Genomic DNA, 20,711 nt, shown 5'->3' on the forward strand with positions numbered 1-20,711 from the left:
TCGCGATCATGCCGAGATTCTGTTCGGAACCTTAGGAACCATTGCGAGACATAAATCCCGGACTACCATCCGCTCCATCGGTGGTGACCTTTACGCGAGGTAAGGTGGCATGCCCGACAACGAGTGGCCCGACCCACGCCTGCCCTACCCGGAACCGGCCCCGGGCCGCAGCCGTGCGGTGCTGGCGGCGGCCGTGGTGGTCCTGGTCCTGCTGGCCGCCGGCGGGCTCGCCTGGCGACTGATGAGCAACCAGGCCGGCACTCCGGTCGCCGAGCCGAGCGCGGCGCCGTCGTCCGCACCGCGGCAGACCGCCCGCCCGTGCCCCGACCCGAAACTGCGGGTCGCCGCGGCCCCGGAGATCGCGCCGGTGATCCAGCGGGCGGCCACCACCCTCAGCCAGGCCGGGCAGCGCTGCTCCGAGGTCGCGGTGCAGGCGGTCGAGCCGGGCGCGGTGCTCGCCGCCAAGGCGCAGCCGGACGTCTGGATCCCGTCGAGCAGCGTCTGGCTGGCCGCGGCGCGGGCCCGGGGTCGCACCTGGACCACCACCGGCACGCCGCTGGCCTGGTCGCCCCTGGTGATCACCGGGCCGGAGGCGATCGGCCGGCTGTTCGCGCCGGACGGCAGGACCTCCTGGGCCGGGCTGGCGCAGGGCGCCGCCGACGGGCGGGTGCCGGCCGTCCGGATGCCCGATCCGCTGCTCACCACCACCGGCCTGCTCGGCGTCCACGCGGTGCGCCAGGCGATCGCAAGGGTCACCCCGGATGACGGGATCGCCACCCTGCAGGCGCTCACCCTGCGCAGCCGGCTGGAGAACGCCAGCGCCGACCCGGCGGACATCCTGGCCCAGCTGTCCCGGGCCACCGACGACACCGCGGCCAGCTACCAGATCGGTGTCTTCCCGGCCACCGAGCAGCAGCTCACGGCATATCAGAAAGGCGGGCACCGGGTCCGCCTGGTCGGCGGGCCGCCGGTCGACGGCCTGGTCGACGCGGACTATCCGTACGCCACTCGCAAGGGCGTGCCGGCCGAGCTGAGCAAGCGGCTGCGGGCGGCGATCACCACGGCGGCGCTCACCGAGGCCGGGTTCCGGGACGCCGCCACCAAGGGGGCGCTGACCCTGCCGGCCGATCCGGAGGCGCTGCTCGGCCCGGCCCGGCAGTGGTCCGGCTACAAGTCGGTGGCGTTCCAGGTGCTGCTGCTGGTCGACGGGTCCGGCTCGATGAACGAGAAGATCACCGACCGGGCCGGGCACACCGTCACCAAGGCCGCCCTGCTGCGCCAGTCGGGTGCCACCGCGTCCCGGCTGTTCGGCGAGGACACCAGCCTGGGCATGTGGTTGTTCGGCACGTCCGGGCCGACCGGTCCGGCACACGTCGAGGAGGTGTCGTTCGGACCGCTGGCCGGGTCCGCCGACGGGAAGAACCGCAGGCAGCAGCTGGCCGCGAAGATCAGCTCCTACCAGCCGGTGGCGAACGCGGGGACGCCGCTCTACCAGACCGTGCTGGACGGGGTCCAGGAGATGCGCGGCCGGGCCAAGCCGGACACGGCGACAGTCGTCGTGGTGCTCACCGACGGGTCGGACGGCGGGACCAGGTTCACGATGTCCCAGGCGGACTTCCTGAAGAGGCTGCAGGCCGGTGCGGACCCGGCCCGGCCGGTCCCGGTGATCGCGGTCGGCTTCGGCCCGGGCGCGAACCTGCCGGCGCTGCAGGCCATGGCCAAGGTCACCGGCGGCCGCGCCATCGCCGCCAAGAACCCCGCCGACCTGGCCTCCGGCATCGCTCAGGCCTTCGTCGCCGCCCACGGCAGTGCTTGATCGCCCGGCCGGCTCCGCTGACCTGATCGTCGGAGGCGGATCGAGATGATGTTGATGGATAGGATCCCTCGGCATAGGAGCACGAGCTCCGCGAAACGGGGAGATCCATGAAGTTCTCGAAGGCGCTCGCGGCGGCCGCTGCCGCCACCGTCGTGCTGACCGGCCTGACGACGACGCCGGCGTCGGCCGCCTACAAGACGACGACGTTCGCTCAGATGCACAACTCGATCGGCGGCACCGCCAACGCCGTCGTGACCTGGTACAACCGGTCGGTGCAGATCTCGTACACCGTCACCGATCCGGACTCCGGTGGCCTGGCGACCCTGCTCAGCTTCGAGGGACTGTCGGAGCTCAACGGCGGTGACGACGTCATCACCGGCGTGATGCGCTGCGGTGACCACATGGTCGTCAACGGCCGTTCCGTCCATCAGAACTACAACTGCACCATCAACTTCGACACGGCCGAGAACGTTCTGGTCAAGTCGGTCCGTCTCGAGATCGGCTACGTCGGCTCCGACGGGTACTGGCACGTGCAGGGCCGGCAGACGAAGAACCGTCCGTCCTGACGCGCGTCTGACCGATCGTGGCCGGGCTCTGTCGCGTCTCGCGCGGAGCCCGGCCACGATCGAGCAGGGCCGCCCGTGGTCACGACGGATTCATCGGGCCGTGCCGATCTGGTCGGCGACGATCTTGGCGGAGAGGGTGACCATCGGGAGGCCGCCGCCCGGGTGCGTGGAGCCGCCGACCAGGAACAGGCCGTCGACCGGGGCGCGGTTCGCCGGCCGCAGCAGGCCGCCGGCGGTGCCGTAGATCGTGCCGCCGGGTGCGGCGGTCGCTTCGGCCAGGTCCGCCGGGGTCCGGATCTCCGCGAACAAGAGCCTTTCCCGTACGTCGAGCCCGCGCTCGGCCAGCACCGCGAGCACCCGGTCCCGGTACGCCTCCGGCAGTCCCGGCCGTCGCCAGTCCACAGCGGACCAGTCGGTGCCCTGACGTGCCGCGTTGACCAGCACGAACCACGCCTCGTGCCCGGCCGGATGGACCGTGGGATCCGGGGCCCGGGTGACGAACACCGTGGGATCGCCGGCCGGGCGGGCGCGCCGCCCCGGTGCGCCGAACACCGCGTCGAACTCGGCGTCGTAGTCGCGCGGGAAGAAGACGTTGTGGTGGGCCAGCTCCGGGGTGTCGCCGCGGACGCCGAGCAGCAGCACGAAACCGGCGAGGCTGCGGTCGGCGAGCGTGGCCAGCCGGGACGGGGTGGGCAGCAGGTCACGGTAGAGCGTGCTGGCGTCCACGTTGGACACCACGACGTCGGCCGGCACCCGGGTGCCGCCGGCGAGGCGGACACCGTGCACGCGGCGGCCGGCGTCGATGGCGGTCACCGGGGAACCGAGCTCCACGCGTACCCCCACTTGATCGCACCGGGCGCGCAGCGCCTCGGCGAGCGAGCCGAGACCGCCCGGCAGGTACCAGCCACCGTGCGTCAGCTCGGCATAGGGGATCGCGGCGAGCGCCGCCGGCGCGCGGCGGGGGTCGGCGCCGGTGTAGGTGGCGTACCGGTCCAGCAGCATCCGCAGGCGCGGATCGCGCAGGTACTGCCGGCCCAGCGAGCGCAGCGTGCGGCCCGGGGCGATGGCGGCCAGGTCGGGCAGCCGCCAGGAGAGCCGGGCCAGCGAGCCGGCGGTGATCGGGCGCTGCAGTACCGACTCCCAGGACGCCCGCCAGATGCGCTCGGCGCGGCGCCAGAACCGGGCCCAGTCACCGGCGGCGCCGGTGCCCAGCGTCGCCGCGATCCGGCTCAGGAAGACGTCGTGACCGGCCGCGGAGTCGAGGACCGTGCCGTCCGGGAAGAAGTGGCGGACGACCGGGTCCAGCGGCTCGGGACGCAGGTCGAGCCCGAGCTCGGCGAAGACGCCGGGCAGGGTGAGCAGGCTCGGTCCGGTGTCGAAGCGGAAACCGTCCCGGTGATAGGTGGCGAGCTTGCCGCCGACCGTGCCGGACCGCTCGTGGACGGTGACGCGATGGCCGGCCTCGGCCAGGCGGATGGCCGCGGCCAGGCCGCCGACACCGGCCCCGATCACCACGATCTCACTCATTCGGCGATCTCCGATCGGATGGGGCGGCCGCGCCAGGACAGGCGGTTGCGGCGTCGCCGGTGGAAGGAACGGGCGATCAGGACGGCGAACAGGACGACGGAGAGCGGATGGGCCAGGGCGTCCGGCAGGGCGCGGCCGCCGGTGGCACGCGCGGTGATCAGGCGGCCGGTGACGCCGAGCAGGTAGGCGAGCAGGGCGGTGCCCGGCGCGATCGGCAGGGCGAGCGGCGGGAGGACGTACAGCAGAAGGAGCAGGACCACGACGGCGGCCGCGCCGGCGGCGGACCCGAACGACGCCCACAGGGACTTGGCGTAGCCGTCGGCCAGTTCCCGCCAGGAGTCGTACATCCGGCAGGTGGCCAGGCGGGAGCCGTCGGCCAGCGCGATCCGGCAGCCGGACCGCTTCACCGCGCGGGCCAGGGCGATGTCCTCCAGGATCTCGGTGCGGACCGCGGCGTGCCCACCGGCCCGCAGGTAGGCGGCCCGGTCCAGGACCAGCCACTGGCCGCCGGCCGCGGCCAGCGACGGCCGCGGCGAGCGTTCCATGCCGCGCAGCGGCAGGAAGGTCAGCCAGGACCACTGCAGGAGCGGTTGCACCAGACGTCCGGATCCGACGATTTTGGGGTACGGGCTGAGCAGTCCCGTCCCGCTGCGCCGGAGCAGATCGACGGCTCCGGCCACGGCGTCCGGCGCGAGCACCACATCCGCGTCCACGAGGACCAGCACGTCCACGTCACCGGCGAGTCCGGCGAGCTGGTGGCAGGCGTGCGGCTTGCCGAGCCAGCCGGCCGGCAGGGGCGCGCCGGTGTGCAGCCGCACCCGGTCGCCGGCCAGGGCGCGGACCACGTCGGCGGTGCCGTCGGTGGAGCCGTCGTCGAGGACGTGCACCGTCAGGTCCGGCACCCCGCGCTGGGCGAGCAGCGAGCGCAGGCAGGGCGTGACCCGGGCGGCCTCGTCGCGCAGCGGGAGCAGCACCGCGACCCGTTCGCCGGTGGTGGCGCCCCGGTGCGGGCGGCGCAGCAGGCGCGCGTTCACCGCGGTGTGCAGGGTGAGCAGCAGCAACGGCAGCAAGAGGAGAAGCGTCATCGGGCGATGCGCAGCCGGGGCAGCCGGGGCAGCAGGGGCAGGACGGCGGCACCCATCAGGACCGCGCCCCAGGCGGCCGAGGCGGGAAGCCCCAGGAAGACGGCGTGGGCGAGCACCGACGAAGCGTAGGTCCACACCCACAGGGCCAGCGCGGGCATGTCCGACGGCTGCGGACCGGCGGTGGCCCGGCCCGCGGCGGCCGCCAGCGCGATCATCAGCAGCACGGCGAACCCGATCCAGCCCAGATAGTTGCTGAGCGGGACCCCGGGCACGCCGGGCAGCGCCGGTGCCGGGTCCCGCCAGCGCCAGTAGTCCTCGGCGATCATCTGCGGATCCAGGAAGACGTCCCAGGCGGCCAGGCCGGCGGCCGCGACAGCGATCCGGGCCGCCCGCCGGCGCGCCACCCGCAACGCCGCCAGCCAGGCCGGCCAGGCCATCCAGGTCCAGGCCAGCGGGATGATCAACGGTACGTCGAGGAGGCGCGGCCCGAGCCGGCCGGAGTACTCGTAGAAGCCGAACGGGAAGCCGGTGGCCACGCCGATCGCCTCGACCGCGAACCCGCCCAGCGTCGCGGTCAGCACCAGCGCGGCGGCCGCTCGCGGGCCACGGGCCAGCAGTGCGTGCGAGACCGAGAAGGCCACCCCGAGCAGCACGGTCAGCACGGTCAGCCGGGCCCGGAGGTCACCTCCGGTGAGCGGATAGCTGATCTGCGCCAGGACCAGGGCGGCGAGCAGGCCCCAGGACAGCCGTCGGTACACGGGTCAGGCGCCGGCCATGCCGGGCGCGTCCTCCACCGGGCGCTCGGCGAGCGGCAGCTCCCGGCCCAGCACGGCGAACGCCCGCTCGTCACCCGGGAAGTAGAAGTGCCGCAGCACGTCGGTGAACCCGTAACGCCGGTACAGCCGCCAGGCGCGGGACACCTGCTCGTCGGCCTCCGGGGTGGAGAGCAGCACGGTCGTGCCCTTGGCCATGGCGAGCAGGGCGCGCAGCTGCCGGGCACCGACCCCGTGGCCCTGGGCGGCCGGGCGCACGTGCAGCTCGACCACCTCGAAGCAGTCGGCCAGCCACTGCCGGCGGGCCGGTTCGCCGAGCGCGTACCGCACCTGGTCGTGCCACCACTGGCCGGCGGCGGAGGTGTAGCCGTACCCGAAACCCATCACCCGGCCGTCGGTGGTCAGCGTGGCCACCGCCCGGAAGCCGGGCCGGCGCACGTGCGACCCGATGTACCCCCGGCGGGTCTGGAGCAGCTCCTGGCGGTAGCCCATCGCCTCGCCGTAGACCGCGACCACGTCGTCGAGCCGCCGCAGCAGGTCGTCCGGCTGCCACGCCACAAGCCTCATCGCTTACGTACGCTCCCGTCCCTCGGCCCAGCCCAGCACGGACCGGTCGCCGCTGATCCCGTGCACCGCGAAGCGGGCGAACAGCTCCTCGGCATACCAGCGGTCGGCCGGGGTCCGGGCGATCGCCGTACGGTGTCCCGGCTGACGGTACGCGAACGCGGTCAGATCCGCCGCGTCGCGCCACACGCTGACCGTGCCCTGCCAGCCGAGCGGCGCCTCGCCGACCCCGAACCGGGCGAGCAGCCCGGGCGCGGCGGCCACCTCGCCGGCCACCGCCGGGACGGCCCGCCAGAACCGGAGCGCGCGGGACGGGCGCAGCCGGGCCCGGGTCAGCGCGAGCACCATGCCGTCGTGCCGGCGGCCGGTCGGGACGAACGGGGTGCGGCCCGACCAGGTGCCCCGGCTGATCAGCGGCTCCAGGTCGATCCGGGCGTGACCCGTGGCGATCCGGTCCCAGGTGGGGAAACGTACCGGGGTGTCGCTCACCGTGAGCGCCGCCCACCTGGTCAGGTCGGCGTCGCCGGGGCCGAAGGTGGTGCCGGTCCCGGTGCCGAGGAACTTGCCGAACCGCAGGCCGGACAGGTGCCGGCGGGCGAAGGCCATGCGCAGCATCGCCGAGCCGACCGCGTGGCGGGGCACCCGCCAGACGTGCAGGGCGACGTCGGTCACCCCCGGGCCGGGCCGGTCGCGGTTCATTCCTTGGCGAGGCCGGTCGCGGTGAGGCTGGCGTCCCACAGGTCGGCGGCGAGTTTCGGGTCGCGGGCGTGCGCGGCCGGGCGGGTGACGGTGTGACCGACGTAGTACGCGCCGTTCTCCAGCTCGCCGGCCGGGGTGGTGAGCAGCCAGGTCAGCAGGTCACCCGCGGCCTCCGGGGAGACCAGGCCGGGAGCGTACTTGTAGAAGAGCCGGGTCAGCTTGCCGGCGCCGAAGTTGGTGCGGACCACGCCCGGGTGGAAGGACACGCTCAGCACGTCCGGCCAGCGGCGGGCGGCCTCGGCGGCAAACAGGATGTTGGCCGCCTTGCTGGCGCCGTAGGACCGCCAGGAACTGTACGACCGGAGGTCCTCGGCGAAGTTGGTGCCCGGCCGGCCCTGCACGTGCGCGCGGGAGGCGGTGGTCACCACCCGGGCGCCGGTCAGCCGCTCCCGCAGCAGGTGGGTGAGCAAGAACGGGGCCAGATGGTTGGCCTGCATGGTGGCCTCGTGACCGTCGACGGTCAGGTGGGCCCGGTTGATGATGCCGCCGGCGTTGTTGGCCAGCGCGTCGATCCGCGGGTAGTCGGCGAGCAGCCGGGCGGCCAGCTCGCGGACGTCGTCGAGCTGCTCGAAGTCGGCCCGGAAGTGTCGCGGCTCACGTCCACCGGCCTGCCGGACCTGGTCCACCGCGGCGGCCAGGCGACCGGTGTCCCGGCCCACCAGGATCACCTCGTCACCGCGGGCGGCCAGCTGTTTCGCGGCGGCCAGCCCGACACCGGAACTGCTACCGGTGATCACGATCGTTTGTGTCATGTCGCCTCCCAGCCCGCGAAGTGTCGCACTGCTAGTGCATCCTGGCATCTGCTGTTCTAGGAAGAGGGTGGCATGAGCACCGAGATCAACGTGCCAGCGGTGGTGGAGCCGGTCCGGGACCGGCCGTCGCAGCACGCCCTGCCCCGCTGGCTGCTGGCCCACCGCGTGCAGCCGGTCGGCCCCGAGGCGGAGAACCCCGCGCACGAGCAGGCCTGGTGGAAAGTGATGTGCCTGACCGGCGTGGACTATTTCTCCACGCTGTCGTACCTGCCGGCCATCGCGGCGCTCGCCGCCGGCGCGCTCTCCCCGCTCGCCACCCTGCTCATCGTGGCGCTGACCCTGCTCGGCATGCTGCCGATGTACCGGCGGGTGGCCAAGGAGAGCCCGCACGGGCAGGGCTCGGTGGCGATGCTGGAGAACCTGCTGCCGTTCTGGCGCGGCAAGATCTTCGTGCTGGTGCTGCTCGGTTTCGTCTGCACGTCGTGGGTCATCACGATCACGCTGTCCGCCGCCGACGCCACCGTGCACATGTCGGAGAACCCGTACCTGCCCGGCTTCCTGCACGGCCACCAGGTGCTGATCACCGTGGTCCTGCTGCTGATCCTGGGCTTCGTCTTCCTGCTCGGCTTCAGCGAGGCGGTCGGTGTCGCGATCCCGCTCGTCGCGATCTTCCTGCTGCTCAACGCGGTGGTCACCGTGGTCGGCTTGGCCGACGTCTTCGGCACCGAGGGCGCGCTGTCCACCTGGGTCGACCGGCTGACCGAGCACGGCAGCGGATTCCTCGACATCATCGGTCCGTCCATCCTGGCCTTCCCGGCGCTGGTGCTCGGGCTCTCCGGCTTCGAGACCGGGGTCAGCATGATGCCGCTGATCAAGGCCGACGGCATGGAGTCCCGGGTCCGCAACACACGCAAGCTGCTCACCACCGCCGCGGCGATCATGAGCGTCTACCTGATCGCCACCAGCTTCGTGACCACGGTGCTGATCCCGCCGCAGGAGTTCGAGCCGGGCGGCGAGGCGAACGGGCGGGCCCTGGCCTACCTGGCGCACGAGAAGCTCGGTGAGGTCTTCGGCACCGTCTACGACGTCAGCAGCATCCTGATCCTCTGGTTCGCCGGCGCCTCGGCGATGGCCGGCCTGATCAACATCGTGCCGCGGTACCTGCCCGGTTACGGCATGGCACCGGAGTGGGCCCGCGCGGTCCGGCCGGTCGTGCTGGTCTACACGGTGATCAGCGTCGGCATCACGATCGCCTTCGGTGCCGACGTGAACGCGCAGGCCGGGGCGTACGCGACAGGCATCCTGGCGATGATGGTCTCCGGCGCTGTCGCGGTGACCATCTCGGCGTTCCGGGCCGGCCAGCGCGGCGCCGCCGCCGGTTTCGGCGTGCTCACCCTGGTGCTGCTCTACGCCCTCGGCGACAACATCATCGAGAAACCGGACGGCATCGCGATCTCCGCGGTGTTCATCGCCGCGATCATCCTGATCTCGCTGGTCTCCCGGGTCACCCGGACCACCGAGCTGCGCGCCGAGCGGATCGAGTTCGACGAGCGGGCCCGGCAGTTCATCGCCGACTCGATCGAGCACGACGGCGAGCTGAACATCGTCGCCAACCAGCGGCAGGACGGCGACCAGGCGGAGTACGACGTCAAGGAGGGCGAGCAGCGGGGCATCAACCCGGTGCCCGGCCGGGCCGACATCATCTTCCTGGAGGTCGACGTGGTCGACCCGTCGGAGTTCAGCGATGTCCTCGAGGTGCACGGCGTCGAGGTCGGCGCGCACCGGATCCTGCGGGTGCAGAGCCCGGCCGTGCCGAACGCGATCGCCGCGGTGCTGCTCGCGCTGCGCGACGCGACAGGGGTGCGGCCGCACTGCTACTTCGAGTGGGCGGAGGGGAGCCCGCTCGGCCACCTGTTCCGCTACTTGCTGTTCGGGCGCGGCGACACGGCGCCGGTGGTCCGCGAGATCCTCCGGAAGACCGAGCCCGATCCGGAGCTGCGGCCCGGGGTCCACGTCGGCTGAGGCCGCGCACCACCCGGATCCCGCAGCGGGCCGGCCAGCGCCAGGGTGACGGCCACCGAGGCCGCCGCGAGCAGGGTGATCGCGGCGGCCGGCGAGGTCAGCTCGGCCAGCGATCCGGCCAGCGCCGCGCACACCGCCTGCATGGTGAGCATGCCCGAGGTGTGCAGGCCGAGCGCCTGCCCGCGGTGCTCGGCCGGGGTCAGCCCGACCAGCCGCTCCTGCAGCAGCAGGGTCGAGCAGTACCCGACCGCCGCCACCACGGTCAGCGCGGTCGCCACCGGCAGCGGCGGGTGCAGGCCATGCCTGCCGGCCCGCTTCTTCTCCTCCGGTCTCCCGGCTTCCGTCCGCTCTGTCGCCGGTGATCCATGCCGTCATCCGCGCATATCGGGCATCCCGCACGAGGGCGAGGTGTCGATCATTTGTTCGAAAAAGTGGGTGGCGTGGTGCCGTGAAGGTTGCGGTTTTGTCGTATGCGGGTGCTAGTCTTCGCTGTAGTTAGAACGGATGTTCGAAAGGCGTTCGTTCTGGCCCCCGGGAGCGTGTTTCGCGGCGCGTCTCCGGGAGCGGCACCCGCGAAGTGCCGCATGCGTGGTCCGGGCATTCGCGGGTTCGGGCCTCGTGACAAGGCAGGCCGCCGCTCACTGCCCCCGACCCCCGGTGGTGGGCGGCGGACCCGCCGGCAGTGTCCGGCCGGGTGTGGTGTGGGGAAGCTTCACATCCGGCCGGTCTGCGGCCGGGGCTCCTACTGCCCGTGGGGCCCCGGCACCCGGCCTTGTCGGCCGGCCCGGTCGTCCGGTCGCTCCACGGAGGTGGCGGCGGCTCGGTCCCGGGGCGGCTCAGGTGTGGCCCGTTGCGACTTCCTCCGCAGCGGTCCGGTTCGGCCAGCACGTCGGATGCGGAACAGGCGAGGAGAAACGAGCATGGCGAGCACCACGGCCCCCGGCCTAATGCCGGCTCCCGGCCCAGCCCACACACCCGGCGCGAGTGCTCGGGTGGAGGCGCCCACGGTTCCGGCGCACATGTTGCCGCATCGCACTCCCGCGCAGCTGTTGGCGATTGCCCGGCAGGGACTGGCCGAGGCGGCGCACACCACCCCCGACGGCCTGCGATACGCGGCGGCCCATCTGGCCGCCCTGCGCGCGGCCGCGGCTCTGCTCGCCGCCCGGGCCCGCCCGGCCGCACCCGGGCGGCGGACCAGGGCGACCAGCGTCTGGTCGCTGCTGGTGATGGTCGCGCCGGAGTTCGGCGACTGGGCCGGCTATTTCGCTCTCGGCGCCGGCAAGCGAGCGGCCGCCGAGGCCGGCATCCCGCACGTGGTGACCGCCCGTGAGGCAGACGACCTGCTGCGCGCGGCCGAGCAGTTCGTCACGGTGGCGGAGTCCTCCCTCGGCATGTCCTACCAGCCACCGCTGGCGGCCTGACCACTTAGGACGGCCGGTTCCGACGCCTTGGAACTCTCGATTCCGCCGGCTCGACGACCGACTGAGGAGCGGACAGGCGACCCCACCCACGACTTGAGCCTGACGAGGCGGCCCGCACGGGCGCTTTGCCGGGCCTGAAACCAGCATCAGCCCGGGGCTGAGCTCGGGTCGGAACCCGTGGTCCGGGCGGACTGGTCGAGACGGGCGCGGTTGCGGTCGAGGCCGCGTGGTCGGGATAGGGCGGTGGGGATGAGCCGCTGTGAGCCGGGTTGCTCGGGCGGACAGATGAGGTGAGCGGCTTCGGGCCGCGTGCGGTCTGAGGCGGCCGGGATGAGCGGCATCGGGCCGGGAGGTGCGGTTCGGGGCTGGATGTCGCCTGACCGGGGATGAGCGGGCCCGGGGCGGAGGGTGTCACCGCGGTTGGGATACACGGGGAACAGAGCGGGGCACGATGGCAGGGCGCATGATCAGCGGGACGGCTGCCCTCGCGGAACTGGTACGGCCGGCGAGCGGGGCGGCGGAGACCGGTGCGCACCGGATGTTGCCGGTGGCGGCCGAGCTGGGCAACCTGCTGCCCGGCGGCGGGCTGCGGCGGGGCAGCACGGTGGCGGTGGCCGGTGGCCGGGCCGCGCGGGCCGGTGGCGGGACCTCGCTGATGCTGGCCCTGCTCGCCGCCGCGTCCCGGGCCGGATCGTGGTGCGCGGTCGTCGGACTGCCGGCGCTCGGCGCGCTGGCCGCGGCGGAGACCGGCATCGTGCTGGAGCGGCTGGCGCTGGTGCCCGAGCCGGGACCGGACTGGCCGACCGTGGTGGCTGCCCTGATCGACGGCGTGGACGTGGTGGTCACGGCGGTGCCCGGGCCGGTGTCCGCGTCCATCGCCGGCCGGCTGGCCGCCCGGGCGCGGCAGCGGGGGAGCGTGCTGATGCCGTTCGGGGCCTGGTCCGGCGCTGACGTGACGCTGGAGGTCAGCCGGGGCTCGTGGGAGGGCCTCGGGGACGGCCGGGGCCGGCTGCGCCGCCGCGAGGTGACAGTGGTCGCCAGCGGCCGTGGCGCCGCCGCCCGCCCCAAGGAACTGACCCTCTGGATGCCCGGCCTGACCACTCGCCCGGACGCCACCCCGGCCACCGGTGCCAGCGCACCCCGGACCAGCCCGGACGCCCAGCCGATTCAGTCTCGCCCGCGGCATTCCGGCGGTCGGCCGATCCATGCTGTCCCGGCACCGGCCGGTGCGACCGCGCAGATTTTCCCGGCTCCCGCGGGGGCGGGTGCGGGCGAGAGCTGGGTGGGCGCGGCTGGGCAGGGGGTGGGTGCGGGCGAGAGCTGGGTGGGCGCGGCTGGGCAGGGGGTGGGTGCGGGCGGGAGCTGGGTGGGCGCGGCTGGGCAGGGGGTGGGTGCGGGCGGGAGCTGGGTGGGCGCGGCTGGGCAGGGGGCGGGTGCGGGCGGGAGCTGGGCGGGCGCGGCTGGGCAGGGGGCGGGCGCGGACGGGAGCCGGGTCGGTGAGGACGCTCGGCGGCTGCGTTCGGCTCGGTCTCAGGCGCAGCCGGTGTCCGGCGGCACGGTGCCGGTTGGTGACCGGCCCGCCGAGCGGGCCGGGAATGCGGGGCGGCGGCGGGCCGGCGGTGGCGGGAAGCGGCGGGAAGCGGCGACCGGGCCGGCGGCGGGTGTCTGAGGTGGGGGACGGGGTGCGGACGCTGCTGCTCTGGTGCCCGGACTGGCCGGTGGTGGCCGCGGAGATCGTGCTCGGGGTGCCGGCCGCGGAGCCGGTGGCGGTGTTCGCCGGGAACCGGGTGCTGGCCTGCTCCGAGGCGGCGCGGCGGGAGACCGTGCGGCGGGGGCTGCGGCGGCGGGACGCGCAGGGGCGATGCCCGCAACTGATCGTGGTGGAGCACGACCCGGGGCGGGACGCCCGGGCGTTCGAGCCGGTGGTGGCGGCGGTCGAGGAGGTGGCGGCCGGGGTCGAGGTGATCCGGCCGGGGGCGTGCGCGCTGGCGGCCCGGGGGCCGTCGCGGTACTACGGGGGCGAGGAGGCCGCCGCCGAGCGGATCGTCGAGCACGTCGCGCAGAGCTGCGCCGTGGAGAGCCAGGCGGGGATCGCGGACGGGGTGTTCGCGGCCGGGATCGCGGCGCGCAGCGGACGGATCGTGCCGCCGGGGGAGACGCCGGAGTTCCTGGCCGGCATGCCTGTCGAAGCCTTGGAGCGGCCGGAGCTCACCGACCTGCTGCGCCGGCTCGGGACGAAGACGCTGGGGGAGTTCGCCGCGCTGCCGTCCGGGGACGTGCTGACCCGGTTCGGGTTCGACGGGGCGCTGGCGCACCGGCTGGCCCGGGGCGGCGATCATCGGCCGCTCGCGGTTCGGCAGCCGCCGCCGGACCTGGCCGTCGAGGAGACCTACGACGAGCCGCTGGCGCGGGTGGACACCGCGGCGTTCGCCGGGCGGGTGCTGGCCGAGCGGCTGCACGAGCGGCTGGCCGGATACGGGCTGGCCTGCACCCGGCTCGGCGTCGAGGCGGTCACCGCGGACGGCCAGGAACTGCACCGGGTGTGGCGGCACGACGGGCTGCTCACCGCGGCCGCCATCGCCGAACGGGTGCGCTGGCAGCTGGACGGCTGGCTGACCGGGGCGCGCCGGAACGCCGCGGCCCGGCCGACGGCGGGCCTGGTCCGGCTGAGCCTGATCCCGGGCGGCATCCTGGCGCACGCCGGCCTGCAGCCCGGCCTGTGGGGTGACGCGGGTGCCGAGCGGGACCGCGCGCACCGGGCGTTCAGCCGGGTGCAGGGCCTGCTCGGCCCGGAAGCGGTGGTGACCCCGGTGCTCGGCGGCGGCCGCTCCGGGGACGACCAGGTCCGGCTGGTGCCGTGGGGCGACGAGCGCTCCCCGGCCCGTCCGGCCACCGTGCACGCCGATCCGATCCCGGACCTGCGCACCGTCCCGGTGCTGGACCGCGCCGTCGCCCCGGAGCTTCCCGGGATGCCCGCCAGGCGGTTCCCGGTGCCGGTCGCCCCGCTCAGCGTGATCACCGGAGGAGCGCGCGGAGGAGAGGCGCGCGAAGGAGGAGCACGCGGAAGAGAGGCGCGCGAAGGAGAGGTGCGCGAAGGAGAGGTGCGCGAAGGAGAGGCGCGCGAAGGAGAGGCGCGCGAAGGAGAGGCGGGAGAGGGAGAGGTGGGTGAGGCGCGACGGGGCGAGGGACACGACGCGGGACCGCCGGCGCGGCGTGAGGTGGTTGCCGCGTCACCGGGGGCGGATGCTCCAGGCGTACGAAAAAAGCACCCGGACCGCCGGAAAACCTCGCGCCCGCCGCTGCTCCCGCCCTGGCCGGGCCGCCTCCCCCGGCCGTCGCCCGCGATGGTGCTGCCGCAGCCGCTCCCGGCGGTGGTGCACGACGAGACCGGCCTGCCGGTCGGGGTGTCCGCGCGGCTCGAACTCACCGGCGTGCCCACCACCCTGACCGTCGACCGCTCCGCCCCGCTGCCGATCACCGGCTGGGCCGGGCCGTGGCCGGTCGACGAGCGCTGGTGGGCGCCGGAGGAGGCCCGCCGCCGGGCCAGGTTCCAGATGTGCCTGGCCGACGGCCGGGCGTTGTTGCTCGCGCTGGCCGCCGGCCAGTGGACGGTGGAGGCGATCTATGACTGACCGGGTGGGCCGATGAGTTTCCACAATCCGGAGCGGCCGTGGGCCGAGATGGAGCGGGTGCTGTCCGGAAAGGCACGGGATCTCTGGTCGGCTCCCGGTCCCCGGCAGGTCGTCGACCCGATCGCGGCGGAGGCGGACGGCGGGGACGCTCCGGCCTGGACCCGCAAGCGGGAGCCCTACCAGGCACCGGCCCTGATCCGCACGAGGTCCGCAGTCGACTACGCCGAGCTGCACTGCCACACCAACTTCAGCTTCCTGGACGGCGCCAGCCATCCCGAGGAACTGGCCGAGGAGGCCGCCCGGCTCGGCCTGACCGGCCTGGCCGTCACCGATCACGACGGTTTCTACGGCGTGGTGCGCTTCTCCCAGGCGGCCCGCGAGCTGAGCCTGCCCACCATCTTCGGTGCCGAGCTGTCGCTGGGCCTGACCCGTCCGCAGAACGGCGAGCCGGACCCGGAGGGCACCCACCTGCTCGCCCTGGCGCACGGGCACGAGGGCTACGCCCGGCTGGCCCGGGTGATCTCCGAGGCCCAGCTCGCTGGCGGGGAGAAGGGCAAGCCCGAGTACGGCAGCCTGGAACAGGTCGCCGAGACGCTGAAGGACCACGTCCTGGTGCTGACCGGCTGCCGCAAGGGCGTGGTCCCGCGGGCGCTGGCCACCGAGGGGCACGCCGCGGCCGGCTGGGAGCTGGACCGGCTGGTCGACCTGTTCGGCTCCCCGAACGTGGCGGTCGAGCTGACCGACCACGGCGACCCGTACGACGCGGACTACAACGACGCCCTGTTCGGCCTGGCCAGGCAGCGCGCGCTGGAGGTGGTGGCGACCGGCAACGTGCACTACGCCACCCCGTCGAGGCGCCGGCTGGCCACCGCGCTGGCCGCCGTCCGGGCCCGCCGCAGCCTGGACGAGATGGACGGCTGGCTGCCCGCTGCCGGCACCGCCCACCTGCGCAGCGGCGCCGAGATGGCCCGCCGGTTCGCGGACTATCCGGGCGCGGTGGCGAACGCCGCGATGTACGGCGACGGCCTCGCCTTCAACCTCGACCTGGTCGCCCCCAAGCTCCCCGACTACGGGGTGCCGCCGGGGCACACCGAGATGAGCTGGCTGCGCGAGCTGACCATGCGAGGCGCCCGGGAGCGGTACGGCGAGCACCACCCGAAGGCCTACCGGCAGCTCGAATACGAACTGCGGATGATCGAGGAGCTGGGTTTCCCCGGCTACTTCCTGGTCGTCTACGACATCGTCCAGTTCTGCCGCGAGCAGCACATCTACTGCCAGGGCCGGGGATCGGCGGCCAACTCGGCGGTCTGCTACGCCCTGTGGATCACCAACGTCGACGCGGTCGAGTACAACCTGCTCTTCGAACGCTTCCTCGCCCCGGAACGCGACGGCCCGCCGGACATCGACGTGGACATCGAGTCGGACCGCCGCGAGGAGGTCATCCAGCACGTCTACCAGAAGTACGGCCGGGAGCACACCGCCCAGGTCGCCAACGTGATCTCCTACCGCCCCCGGTCGGCGGTCCGGGACATGGCTCGCGCGTTCGGCTTCTCGGCCGGTCAGCAGGACGCCTGGAGCAAGCAGATCGACCGCTGGGGTGACGTGGCGACAGCTGACAGCGAGCTGCCCGAGCAGGTCGTGGAGTTCGCCAACGCGGTCCAGAACTTCCCCCGCCACCTGGGCATCCACTCCGGCGGCATGGTGATCTGCGATCGCCCGATCATCGAGGTCTGCCCGGTGGAGTGGGGCCGGATGCCGGGCCGCACCGTGCTCCAGTGGGACAAGGACGACTGCGCGGCCGTCGACCTGGTCAAGTTCGACCTGCTCGGGCTCGGCATGCTCTCCGCGCTGCACTACGCCTACGACATGATCGAGGACGAGCTGGACATCGGCACGATGCCGCTCGACGACCCCGAGGTCTACGCGATGCTCCGCCGGGCCGACTCGGTCGGGGTGTTCCAGGTGGAGAGCCGGGCCCAGATGGCGACGCTGCCCCGGCTCAAGCCGGACTGCTTCTACGACCTGGTGATCGAGGTGGCGCTGATCCGGCCGGGGCCGATCCAGGGCGGGTCGGTGCATCCGTACATCAGGCGCAAGAACGGCCTGGAGAAACCGGACGTCCCGCACCCGCTGATGAGGAACGCGCTGGCCAAGACGCTCGGGGTGCCGCTGTTCCAGGAGCAGCTGATGCAGCTGGCCATCGACGTGGCCGGTTTTGATCCGTCCGAGGCGGACCAGTTGCGCCGCGCCATGGGCGCCAAGCGCTCGGTGGAGAAGATGGACCGGATCCGCCGCCGGCTCTACCAGGGGATGGCCGGCAACGGGATCACCGGCGAGCTGGCCGACGACCTGTTCCACAAGCTCTCCGCGTTCGCCAGTTACGGCTTCCCGGAGAGCCACGCGATGAGCTTCGCCTATCTGGTGTACGCGAGCGCCTGGCTGAAGCGGTACCACCCGGCGGCGTTCTGCGCGGCACTGCTGAACGCCCAGCCGATGGGCTTCTACTCGCCGCAGACCCTGGTCGACGACGCGCGCCGGCACGGGGTCGAGGTGCGCCGCCCGGACATCAACCGGAGCGACGCGATGGCCACCCTGGAGACCACGCCGGAGACCCGGTGGCGGTCCGGGCCGGGGGAGCCGCCGCACGCCTGGGGACTGGGCGGCCCGGCGGTCCGGCAGGGGCTGAAGGCGGTCCGGACGATCGGCGAGGAGCTGGCCGAGCGCATCGAGATGGAGCGGCGGGCGTACGGGCCGTACCGGTCGATGACCGATCTGGCCCGGCGGACCGGTTGCTCGACCGCGCACCTGGAAGCGCTCGCCACCGCCGACGCCTTCGCGAGTTTCGGCCTCTCCCGGCGCGAGGCGCTGTGGGCCGCCGGGGCGGCCGCCCAGGACAAGCCGGACCGGCTGCCGGGGACGGTGACCGGCACCGAGGCGCCGATGCTGCCCGGGATGAGCGAGGTGGACAAGCTGGTGGCGGACGTCTGGGCGACCGGGTTGTCCCCGGAGACGCACCCGGCCCGCTTCCTCCGGGAGCAGCTGACGCGGGCCGGGGCGCTGCGGATCGACGAACTGGCCGGGATGGAGGCGGGCAGCCGGGTCCGGGCCGGCGGGATCGTGACGCACCGGCAGCGGCCGGCCACCGCGGGTGGGGTGACGTTCGTGAACCTGGAGGACGAGACCGGGATGCTGAACGTGACCTGCTCGGCCGGGCTGTGGCTGCGGTACCGGCGGGTGGCGCGGAGCAGTGCGGCGCTGCTGGTGCGGGGAAAGCTGGAGAAGGTGGAGGGGGTGCTGAACCTGGTGGCGGACCGGCTGGACGCGCTCACGCCGCCAGTGACGCCGGCTTCACGCGACTTCCGGTGATTTGCCGGAAATTCTGGGTTTGATGGCATAAGGTGCGCTACCAAGAACCGACGGGGAGTGCACCATGCTGTTCCAGATCTGCGCCGGCCTCACCGCGGTAGTGGCCACCGCCGCGCCGGTGAGCGCCGCCACCCAGCCGCGGCCGGCCGCCGGCACCCGGCTCGTCCTGGCCTACGCGGCCGAGGCCGGCTTCGCCACGGCGGTCAAGCTCACCTGCGACCCGGACGGCGGCGGCCACCCGCAGCCGGCACAGGCCTGCGCCGCGCTCACCCGGGTCAGGGCGAACCCGGCCCGGCTCAAACCGGCCGACCGCTACTGCTTCCTGCTCTACAAGCCGATCACCGCACGGCTGACCGGCACCTGGCGGGGACGCTCGGTGACGTGGGCGCACACCTACGGCAACAGTTGCGAGATGAATCGCGCCACCGGCGTCCTGTTCGATTTCTAGGCTTGTCCCGGCCGATAGGCTGCCGGGGTGGACACCGCAATCGCACGAACCGGCCGGCCGCTCGTCACCGCCCGCACCGCGGCGGTCTGGGCCGTCCTGCGCCGTGAGCTGGACCGGCACGCCGGCCGTGAGCTGACAGTCCTCGACGTCGGCGGTGGCACCGGCGGGTTCGCCGTGCCGCTGGCCGAGGCCGGGCACGCCGTCACCGTGATCGACGCCAGCCCGGACGCCCTCGCCGCCCTGACCCGCCGCGCCGCCGACGCCGGCGTGGCCGACCGGGTGCGCGCCGTGCAGGGTGACGGCGACGCGCTCGCCGGGCTGGTCGAGCCGGGCAGCGCCGACCTGATCCTGTGTCACGCCGTGCTCGAGGTGGTCGACGACCCGGCCGCCACCGTCGCCGCGATCGCCGGCGCGCTGCGGCCCGGTGGCGCGCTCAGCCTGCTGGTCGCCAGCCGCGCCGCCGCGATCCTGGGCCGCGCCGTGAACGGGCATCTGCGGGCGGCGTCCGCCCTGGTCACCGACCCGGAGGGCCGTTCCGGCCCGCGCGACACGCTGCGCCGGCGCTACGACGCGGAGACCGCTGCCGCGGTGCTGCGCGGTGCCGGGCTGGAGGTCGAGGAGACGCACGGCGTACGGGTGGTCGCCGACCTGCTGCCGGCCGCCGTCGTCGAGGAGGACCCGCAGGTGGTGCTGGACCTGGAGCTGGCGCTGAGCGCCCGGCCGCCGTTCCGGGACATCGCCTCCCAGCTGCATCTGTTCGCCCGCCGGCCATGATCGAGCTGCCCGACGACGGGCTGCACCCGGACGCGTTGCGGCTGCTCCGCCCGGCCTACGGCACCGCCAGCCTGGCCGACCTGCTGCCCAGCGTGAGCGCCGTGCTCGGGGTGCCGGGCGCGGCCGACGTGCTCGGCCTCGGCGCCCGCCTGGACGGGGTCGACAAGATCGCGGTGCTGCTGGTCGACGGGCTGGGCGCCTATCAGCTGCCGCTGGCCGCACCGCACGCGCCGGTCCTCGCCGACCTGGCCGCCGGCGGGCGCGGGCACGCCGGCACGCTGACCGCGGGGTTTCCGTCGACCACCCCGGTCAGCCTGGTCACCCTCGGCGCGGGGGTGGCGCCCGGGGCGCACGGCGTGCTGGGCTTCACCGTCCGCCGCCCGGACGGCCGGCCACTCACCCACATCTCCTGGGGCGACGATCCCGACCCGCGGCAGTGGCAGCCGGTGCCGACCCGGATGGAGCTCGCGGCGGCGGCCGGGGTGCGGGTCACGGTGGTCAGCCGGCCGCAGTTCGAGGGCAGCGGCCTCTCGCTCGCCGCGAACCGGGGCGGGGTCTACCGCGGCGCCGCGGACGGCGCGGCGGTCGCCGACGAGATGCTGGCCGCGCTGCGCGAGGCGGACGGCCCCGCGCTGGTCTACGGGTACCACCCGGATCTCGACCACTTCGGGCACGAGGACGGCGTCGGCTCGGAGAGCTGGCGGGAAGCTGCCCGCGGGGTGGACAAGCTGCTCGACCGGGTGGTGCACGGGCTGCCGCCGCGTTCCGCGCTGCTGGTGGTCGCCGACCACGGCCAGCTCAACGTGCCGGCGGAGGGGCGGCGGGACATGGCCGCGATCCCGGAGCTGAGCGACGGGGTGATCGGGGTGGCCGGCGAGCCCCGGGTGCGCTATCTCTACGCCGCCGACGGGGCGCTCGACGACGTGCTGGCCAACTGGCGCGGGGTGTTCGGCGACGAGGCCTCGGTGCTGACCCGCGCGGCGGCGATCGAGGCGGGCTGGTTCGGGCCGGTGCCGGACGGGCACGCCGACCGGATCGGGGACGTCGTGGTGCTCTGCTGGGGGCGGACGGTGTCGGTGGCGTCCGGCTGGGAACCGGTCAAAGCCAGGCAACTGGTGGCATACCACGGGTCGGCCACCGCTGCCGAGATGACGGTTCCGCTGCTGATCGTCAGGTGACACGGATATCCGTATCACTCGATGTCGT

16 protein-coding genes and 1 pseudogene are annotated in these 20,711 nt (G+C 73.9%); 10 read left to right on the forward strand and 7 right to left on the reverse strand.

Annotated elements, in window-relative coordinates; genetic code table 11:
• Window positions 1-109: 109 nt before the first annotated feature.
• Together Actob_RS08420 and Actob_RS08425 are read left to right on the forward strand one after the other, a co-directional pair.
• Entirely contained in the window at window positions 110-1,816 is a 1,707-nt protein-coding gene (locus tag Actob_RS08420) for a substrate-binding domain-containing protein (RefSeq protein WP_284919498.1), read from the forward strand.
• 107 nt (window positions 1,817-1,923) lie between these two features.
• The gene (locus tag Actob_RS08425; protein WP_284919499.1) at window positions 1,924-2,382 is read left to right on the forward strand and encodes a hypothetical protein; all 459 of its coding nucleotides are present in this window, start codon (window positions 1,924-1,926) and stop codon (window positions 2,380-2,382) included.
• A gap of 90 nt (window positions 2,383-2,472) precedes the next feature.
• Here the strand turns inward: Actob_RS08425 and Actob_RS08430 are convergent, their stop codons facing one another.
• From Actob_RS08430 to Actob_RS08455, 6 genes are read right to left on the reverse strand one after another with little or no spacing between them, the layout of a single operon-like run.
• Window positions 2,473-3,909 carry a phytoene desaturase family protein gene (locus tag Actob_RS08430; protein WP_284919500.1) on the reverse strand — a complete coding sequence of 479 codons (1,437 nt, stop codon included), beginning with the start codon at window positions 3,907-3,909 and terminating at the stop codon, window positions 2,473-2,475.
• Window positions 3,906-4,994 carry a glycosyltransferase gene (locus tag Actob_RS08435; RefSeq protein WP_284919501.1) on the reverse strand — a complete coding sequence of 363 codons (1,089 nt, stop codon included), beginning with the start codon at window positions 4,992-4,994 and terminating at the stop codon, window positions 3,906-3,908. Before Actob_RS08435 ends, Actob_RS08430 begins: the two co-directional genes overlap by 4 nt.
• Window positions 4,991-5,752, reverse strand: coding sequence for a carotenoid biosynthesis protein (locus tag Actob_RS08440; protein WP_284919502.1), 762 nt, complete (start codon window positions 5,750-5,752; stop codon window positions 4,991-4,993). Before Actob_RS08440 ends, Actob_RS08435 begins: the two co-directional genes overlap by 4 nt.
• Before the next feature lie 3 nt (window positions 5,753-5,755).
• On the reverse strand, window positions 5,756-6,334 hold the full coding sequence (locus Actob_RS08445; protein ID WP_284919504.1) for a GNAT family N-acetyltransferase: 579 nt from the start codon (window positions 6,332-6,334) through the stop codon (window positions 5,756-5,758).
• A gap of 3 nt (window positions 6,335-6,337) precedes the next feature.
• On the reverse strand, window positions 6,338-7,030 hold the full coding sequence (locus Actob_RS08450) for a monooxygenase (RefSeq protein ID WP_284919505.1): 693 nt from the start codon (window positions 7,028-7,030) through the stop codon (window positions 6,338-6,340).
• Window positions 7,027-7,842, reverse strand: a complete 816-nt coding sequence (locus tag Actob_RS08455; RefSeq protein ID WP_284919506.1) for an SDR family NAD(P)-dependent oxidoreductase — start codon at window positions 7,840-7,842, stop codon at window positions 7,027-7,029. The genes Actob_RS08450 and Actob_RS08455 overlap by 4 nt, the downstream gene beginning before the upstream one ends.
• Before the next feature lie 72 nt (window positions 7,843-7,914).
• Between Actob_RS08455 and Actob_RS08460 the strand changes: the two genes are divergently transcribed.
• Window positions 7,915-9,864, forward strand: a complete 1,950-nt coding sequence (locus tag Actob_RS08460; RefSeq protein WP_284919507.1) for an APC family permease — start codon at window positions 7,915-7,917, stop codon at window positions 9,862-9,864.
• Here the strand turns inward: Actob_RS08460 and Actob_RS08465 are convergent.
• Entirely contained in the window at window positions 9,762-10,142 is a 381-nt protein-coding gene (locus Actob_RS08465; RefSeq protein WP_284919508.1) for a hypothetical protein, read from the reverse strand. The two genes, Actob_RS08460 and Actob_RS08465, sit on opposite strands and share 103 nt — an antisense overlap.
• Before the next feature lie 741 nt (window positions 10,143-10,883).
• On the opposite strand from Actob_RS08465, the gene Actob_RS08470 reads away from it, so the two are divergent.
• The 7 genes and pseudogenes from Actob_RS08470 to Actob_RS08500 all read left to right on the forward strand — a co-directional run bounded on the left by Actob_RS08470 (window position 10,884) and on the right by Actob_RS08500 (window position 20,683).
• A complete protein-coding gene (locus Actob_RS08470) occupies window positions 10,884-11,285 on the forward strand; it encodes an SAV_6107 family HEPN domain-containing protein (RefSeq protein ID WP_284919509.1) in 402 nt (133 codons plus the stop codon).
• Window positions 11,286-11,736: 451 nt separating this feature from the next.
• Window positions 11,737-12,468: pseudogene (locus tag Actob_RS08475) on the forward strand (hypothetical protein); the annotation flags it as partial.
• A 412-nt stretch (window positions 12,469-12,880) separates the two neighbouring features.
• Window positions 12,881-14,917, forward strand: coding sequence for a DNA polymerase Y family protein (locus tag Actob_RS08480; RefSeq protein WP_407653693.1), 2,037 nt, complete (start codon window positions 12,881-12,883; stop codon window positions 14,915-14,917).
• 12 nt (window positions 14,918-14,929) lie between these two features.
• Window positions 14,930-18,283 carry an error-prone DNA polymerase gene (locus tag Actob_RS08485; protein ID WP_284919510.1) on the forward strand — a complete coding sequence of 1,118 codons (3,354 nt, stop codon included), beginning with the start codon at window positions 14,930-14,932 and terminating at the stop codon, window positions 18,281-18,283.
• A gap of 64 nt (window positions 18,284-18,347) precedes the next feature.
• Entirely contained in the window at window positions 18,348-18,731 is a 384-nt protein-coding gene (locus tag Actob_RS08490) for an SSI family serine proteinase inhibitor (RefSeq protein WP_284919511.1), read from the forward strand.
• Window positions 18,732-18,758: 27 nt separating this feature from the next.
• Entirely contained in the window at window positions 18,759-19,505 is a 747-nt protein-coding gene (locus tag Actob_RS08495) for a methyltransferase domain-containing protein (protein WP_284919512.1), read from the forward strand.
• Window positions 19,502-20,683 carry an alkaline phosphatase family protein gene (locus tag Actob_RS08500; protein ID WP_284919513.1) on the forward strand — a complete coding sequence of 394 codons (1,182 nt, stop codon included), beginning with the start codon at window positions 19,502-19,504 and terminating at the stop codon, window positions 20,681-20,683. The genes Actob_RS08495 and Actob_RS08500 overlap by 4 nt, the downstream gene beginning before the upstream one ends.
• Window positions 20,684-20,711 lie beyond the last annotated feature (28 nt).

It is taken from the genome of Actinoplanes oblitus (assembly GCF_030252345.1).
GTDB lineage: Bacteria > Actinomycetota > Actinomycetes > Mycobacteriales > Micromonosporaceae > Actinoplanes > Actinoplanes oblitus.